Origin of the sequence: Pseudonocardia pini (assembly GCF_013870575.1) — a bacterium.
Classification (GTDB): Bacteria; Actinomycetota; Actinomycetes; order Mycobacteriales; family Pseudonocardiaceae; genus Pseudonocardia; species Pseudonocardia pini.
On sequence record NZ_JACBXB010000455.1, the window covers coordinates 1 to 4449 of the forward strand.

Annotated in this window: 4 protein-coding genes; 3 read left to right on the forward strand and 1 reads right to left on the reverse strand. The window is 70.9% G+C overall.

Translation table 11 applies throughout. The features are described from left to right. Positions 1–757, forward strand: a 757-nt coding sequence (locus H5J29_RS22135) for a M23 family metallopeptidase (RefSeq protein ID WP_181782963.1), incomplete at its 5' end; no start/stop codon positions are given. Positions 758–791: 34 nt separating this feature from the next. Here H5J29_RS22135 and pcrA read toward each other — a convergent pair. After that, a complete protein-coding gene (gene pcrA / locus H5J29_RS22140) occupies positions 792–3128 on the reverse strand; it encodes a DNA helicase PcrA (protein WP_181782964.1) in 2337 nt (778 codons plus the stop codon). 216 nt (positions 3129–3344) lie between these two features. On the opposite strand from pcrA, the gene H5J29_RS22145 reads away from it, so the two are divergent. Then, on the forward strand, positions 3345–3626 hold the full coding sequence (locus H5J29_RS22145) for a chorismate mutase (RefSeq protein WP_181782965.1): 282 nt from the start codon (positions 3345–3347) through the stop codon (positions 3624–3626). Positions 3627–3714: 88 nt separating this feature from the next. Continuing rightward, positions 3715–4020 carry a hypothetical protein gene (locus tag H5J29_RS22150; RefSeq protein ID WP_181782966.1) on the forward strand — a complete coding sequence of 102 codons (306 nt, stop codon included), beginning with the start codon at positions 3715–3717 and terminating at the stop codon, positions 4018–4020. The last annotated feature ends 429 nt before the right edge of the window (positions 4021–4449 follow it).

The following is a 4449-nucleotide window of genomic DNA, read 5'->3' on the forward strand; positions in this document are numbered from 1 at the left end:
CGGTCAGACGATGCTGACCGCGCTGGCCGGACCCGCCGTCGTCTCGGACCCCTACGAGAAGCTCGCCGCCAACGCGATGATCCCGGTCGTGGACCAGGCCCCCGCCGCCACGGCGCCCGCCGACCCGACCACCACCGCGGCCCGCCCCATCGGCGCGGACCAGCTCCTCACCACCGCCACACCCGAGGCCCTACCGGTGCTCGACGAGGGCTCCGAGGTCGAGGTCGCCAACCTCGCCAAGGCCGTGGACATCGGCGAGCGGATCGCCGAGACCACCCGCCAGATCAAGGCGGCCCTCGCGCAGGGTGCCCCGCAGGCCGTGCTGTCCGCGGGCGAGGCGTACGTCCTGCCCACCGCGGGCCGGTTCACCTCCGGCTTCGGCGCCCGTTGGGGCGTCACGCACTACGGCATCGACCTCGCCGCCCCGATCGGCACCCCGATCTTCGCCTTCACCGACGGCGTCGTGGAGGAGTCCGGGCCCGCCAGCGGCTTCGGGATGTGGGTCGTGCTGCGCCATCCGGACGGCACCAAGTCCGTGTACGGGCACATCAACCGGGCGTTCGTGACCGCGGGCCAGAGCGTCAAGGCCGGGCAGGAGATCGCCGAGGTCGGCAACCGGGGCCAGTCCACCGGCCCCCACCTGCACTTCGAGATCTGGGACGCGGGCGAGAACAAGCTCAACCCGATCCCGTTCCTGAGCCGCCTCGGCCTGTCCGTGACCGGCGACGGCGCCGACGCGCCGGCGGCCGTCTACTGACGCACCCGGCTCCGCGTCACCCCTGCGCGTCGGGTCAGAGCTTCTGGAGCGGGACCCCGCCGATCAGCATCAGGCGGACGGTGCCCGCGCTGCCGAAGTCGATCGTGACGGTGGCCCGGTTGCCCACGCCGTCGGACGCGGTGACCGTGCCCAGCCCGTACTTGTCGTGGTTGACCCGGTCCCCCACCTCGAGGTGGATCTCCGCGTTCATCGTGCGGGCCGGGACGTTCCAGCTCCCCCGGTCCGTGGCCGTGGACCGGCGGCCGAAGCCGAACCGTCCCACCGGCGCGGAGGGCCGCTCGGGCTCCGACCGCGCCCAGTCGACGAGCTCGGCGGGCACCTCGTCGAGGAACCGGGAGGCGGGGTTGGTGCTGGGCTGCCCGAAGGCGGACCGCACGATCGCCCGGGACAGGAACAGCCGCTGCTGCGCGCGGGTGATGCCCACGTACGCCAGCCTGCGCTCCTCGGCCATCTCGTCCGGGTCCCCGAGGGTGCGCATGTGCGGGAAGATCCCGTCCTCCCAGCCGGTGAGGAACACGACCGGGAACTCCAGGCCTTTCGCGGTGTGCAGGGTCATCAGGGTGACCATGCCCTGGTCGTCGTCCGGGATGGAGTCCGCGTCCGCCACGAGGGCGACCCGCTCCAGGAACGCGGCCAGCGAGCCGGGCTCGGGGGCCCCGACCTCGACGTCGGACGTGTCGAGGTCCGCGACCGCCGCGTCCCCCGCGAACTCCCGGGCGACGGTGACGAGCTCGGCCAGGTTCTCCAGCCGGGTCCCGTCCTGCGGGTCCTCGCTGGCTTCGAGGGCCTCGGTGTACCCGGAGCGCCCGTAGACGTTCTCCAGGATCTCCGCGGTCTCGTCCCCGCGCTCGACGCCCTCGCGCAGCTCGTCCAGCATCCGCTGGAAGGCGGCGATGTTCTTCTGGCTCCGGGTGGCGAGCGCGTGCAGCTTCTCCGGCTCCTCGGCCGCCACGCGCAGGGCCTGGCTGAACGAGATGCGCTCCCGCTCGGCGTAGTCCGCGACCAGGCTCTCGGCCCGGTCCCCGATGCCGCGTTTGGGCACGTTGAGGATCCGCCGCAGGCTGACCGTGTCCTCCGGGTTGGACAGCACCCGCAGGTAGGCCAGCGCGTCCCGGATCTCCTTGCGCTCGTAGAACCGCACCCCGCCGACGACCTTGTACGGCAGGCCGATCCGCAGGAACACGTCCTCGAACACCCGCGACTGCGCGTTGGTCCGGTAGAAGACCGCGATGTCGGAGTTCCGGAAGTCCCCGGAGTCGACCAGCTTGTCGATCTCCTGCCCGACGAAGCTCGCCTCGTCGTGCTCGTTGTCCGCGACGTACCCGACGATCTTGTCGCCGTCGCCCTGCTCGGACCACAGCCGCTTCTCGCGGCGGTTCGGGTTCCGCTCGATCACCCGGTTCGCCGCGGACAGGATGGTCTGGGTGGAGCGGTAGTTCTGCTCCAGCAGGATCGTGGTGGCGTCGCTGAAGTCCTGCTCGAACTCCACGATGTTGCGGATGTTGGCGCCGCGGAAGGCGTAGATGGACTGGTCCGAGTCGCCGACGACGCACAGCTCGGCGGGCTGCGCACCGTCCGTCGCAGGCGCCACCAGCTCCCTGACCAGCACGTACTGCGCGTGGTTGGTGTCCTGGTACTCGTCCACCAGCACGTGCCGGAAGCGGCGGCGGTAGTACTCGGCGACGGCGGGCATCCGCTGCAGCAGCGAGACCGTCTCCATGATCAGGTCGTCGAAGTCGAAGGCGTTCGCCTGCCGCAGCCGCTGCTGGTAGGTGGCGTAGACGGCGGCGATCCGGCGCTCGTGCTCGTTGCTCGCGCGGCCCGCGAAGTCCTCGGCCGAGATCAGCTCGTTCTTCAGGTTCGAGATCTGCGCCGCGAGCGCGCGCGGCGCGAACTTCTTCGGGTCCAGCTCCTGGTCCCTGGCGACGATCCCGATCAGCCTGCGGGTGTCGTCCGCGTCGTACACCGAGAAGGCGCTGCGGACGCCCAGGTGCTTGGCCTCGCGGCGCAGGATCCGCACGCACATGGAGTGGAACGTGGAGACCCACATCGCCATGGAGCGGCGCCCGACGAGCGCGTCCACCCGCTCCTTCATCTCGGCCGCGGCCTTGTTGGTGAAGGTGATCGACATGATCTCGCCGGGATGCACCGACCGCTCCGCGAGCAGCCAGCCGATCCGGTGGGTGAGGACCCGCGTCTTGCCCGAGCCCGCCCCCGCGACGATCAGCAGCGGGGTGCCCGCGTGCGTGACGGCCTCGCGCTGCTTCGGGTTGAGACCCTCGAGCAGCGCGGCGCCACGCTTCGTCTTCGGCTCGACCACGGCCTGGGGGAGTTCGAACAGAGCGCTCATCGTGTCGAACACGGTACGCCCGGAGTCCGACAAGACCCGAACCGGCGCGCGTATGGCAGACTGTCCGCGTGCACCGCGCGCGGCGATTTTTCTACGGGTACCGGATTCCGGCACCCGTCCGCCGCTAACGCCGCAGACCAGAGCCCCGGAGTCCGTCGGACCCCGGGGCTTCGTGCTGCAGGGGGGCCGGTGGACACGCCACGAAGGAGTAGACCGATGTCCGTGACCGACCAGCCCGCCGACGTGCCCAGCGCCGAGGAGATCGCCGACCTGCGGGTCGAGATCGACACGCTCGACGCCGAGATCCTGCGTCTCGTGAAACGGCGCAGCGAGGTCTCCCAGCGGATCGGGGTGGCGCGGATGGCCGCGGGCGGCCCCCGGATCGTCTACAGCCGCGAGATGACGGTGCTCTCCCGGTTCCGCGACCTCGGGCCGGAGGGCCGCGAGCTCGGGATGCTGCTGCTGCGCCTGGGGCGCGGGCGGCTCGGCGCGCGCTGAGTCGGCTCCGCACCCCAGGGCTGAACCCCGGCTGAGAATCGGGGGAATCCCCCGCACGGAGCAGGTCCGGCGTGGCACTGTGGAAGGCATGGGGATCGTCTTCACGCTGGTCGCGCTCGTCGGGCTGCTGGCCGCACTCGGACATGTCGGTTACGTCGCGATGTTGAACAACGCGGCGAAGAAGAAGGGGGCCGCGGGTTCCGAGATCGCGGCCTACTCGAAGAGCAGGTTCCCGGTCGCCGGTGGCGCCGCGGGTGTCTCCCTGCTCGGCCTGCTGCTCACGAGTGGCGGCACCACGGCGTCGATCATCGGTGTGATCCTCGCCCTGGGCGGCGGGTTCGTGGGATACCGCGGGCTGCAGCAGGAGCGGGCCAAGTACCCGACCGGTGGCTGACCGTCACGAACACGCTGCCGATTCGTGACGTGACGCGTTGTGATGCCCCCCCGGCGCGTCGGTCACCCTGGGTAGTAACTGCGTGGTCCTGGCGATATCCCTCTGACCTGCGGAAACAGTCGCCCCACGGCATTGTGGACGGCGAGCGGGGCGGTCAACGGTCCCCGTGGCTCGGTGAACGGGTTTCACCCGATCGCACCACTCACGGTGAGCGGGCGAATGACACTTGGTGAACACCCCGTGGCTCCGGTACACCTGTTCGGGTCGCTCCCGCGCCCCGAAGGAGGTCGTCCGTCCGTGACCACGAACGAACACCGCGTCGGCAACCCGTTGCCGCCTGCGAACCCCGTCACGGTGGCTGAGCTCCTGCGCCGCAACGTCCCCGCGCAGCGCCCCGCGGGGGAGGGTCGCGGTGCTCGTCCGGAGGAC